General features: G+C 55.4%; 2 protein-coding genes. Both read left to right on the forward strand.

Annotation, left to right across the window (positions count from 1 at the left end; translation table 11 throughout):
- The coding region (locus tag R7Z41_RS24315) for an ABC transporter permease subunit (RefSeq protein WP_318141681.1) at positions 1-306 on the forward strand (306 nt) is incomplete at its 5' end.
- Positions 303-1,083: sn-glycerol-3-phosphate ABC transporter permease UgpE (ugpE, locus tag R7Z41_RS24320; protein ID WP_318141682.1), on the forward strand; the 781-nt coding region annotated here is incomplete at its 3' end. The genes R7Z41_RS24315 and ugpE, both read left to right, overlap by 4 nt.

Raw genomic sequence — 1,083 nt, forward strand, 5'->3', positions numbered from 1 at the left:
GACGGTGCAGGCCCAATTCGCCGCTTCTTTAAGATTGCGCTGCCGCTTATCGCTCCGGTGAGTTTCTTCCTGCTGGTAGTGAACCTGGTGTATGCCTTCTTCGACACCTTCCCGGTGATCGACGCCGCCACGTCCGGCGGGCCGGTTCAGGCCACCACGACGCTGATTTATAAGATCTACCGCGAAGGTTTTACCGGACTGGATCTGGCTTCGTCTGCCGCGCAGTCGGTGGTGTTGATGTTCCTCGTCATCGTGCTGACGGTGGTGCAGTTCCGCTATGTTGAAAGCAAGGTGCGTTACCAATGATTGAGAACCGTCCGTGGCTGACGATATTCAGCCATACCATGCTGATCCTCGGGATCGCGGTGATCCTCTTCCCGCTGTACGTGGCGTTTGTCGCGGCGACGCTGGATAAACAGGCCGTCTATGCCGCGCCGATGACGCTCATCCCCGGCACACATCTGCTGGAAAACATCCACAACATCTGGGTGAACGGGGTAGGCACGAATAGCGCGCCGTTCTGGCGGATGTTGCTTAACAGCTTTGTGATGGCGTTCAGCATTACGCTCGGCAAAATTACCGTCTCGATGCTCTCGGCATTTGCCATTGTCTGGTTTCGTTTTCCGCTACGTAACCTCTTCTTCTGGATGATTTTTATCACCCTGATGCTGCCGGTTGAAGTACGTATCTTCCCGACGGTGGAAGTCATCGCCAACCTGAAGATGCTCGACAGCTACGCCGGTTTAACGCTGCCGCTGATGGCCTCGGCGACCGCTACTTTCCTGTTCCGCCAGTTCTTTATGACGCTGCCGGATGAGCTGGTGGAAGCCGCGCGGATCGACGGCGCATCGCCAATGCGCTTCTTTTGCGACATCGTTTTTCCGCTCTCCAAAACTAATCTGGCGGCGCTGTTTGTGATCACCTTTATCTACGGCTGGAATCAGTATTTGTGGCCGTTGTTGATTATTACCGATGTGGATCTCGGCACCACCGTGGCAGGGATCAAAGGGATGATCGCTACAGGCGAAGGCACCACGGAATGGAACTCAGTGATGGCGGCGATGTTGTTAACGCTTATCCCTC

Origin of the sequence: Vibrio sp. 1457 (assembly GCF_033340195.1) — a bacterium.
Classification (GTDB): Bacteria; Pseudomonadota; Gammaproteobacteria; order Enterobacterales; family Vibrionaceae; genus Vibrio; species Vibrio alginolyticus.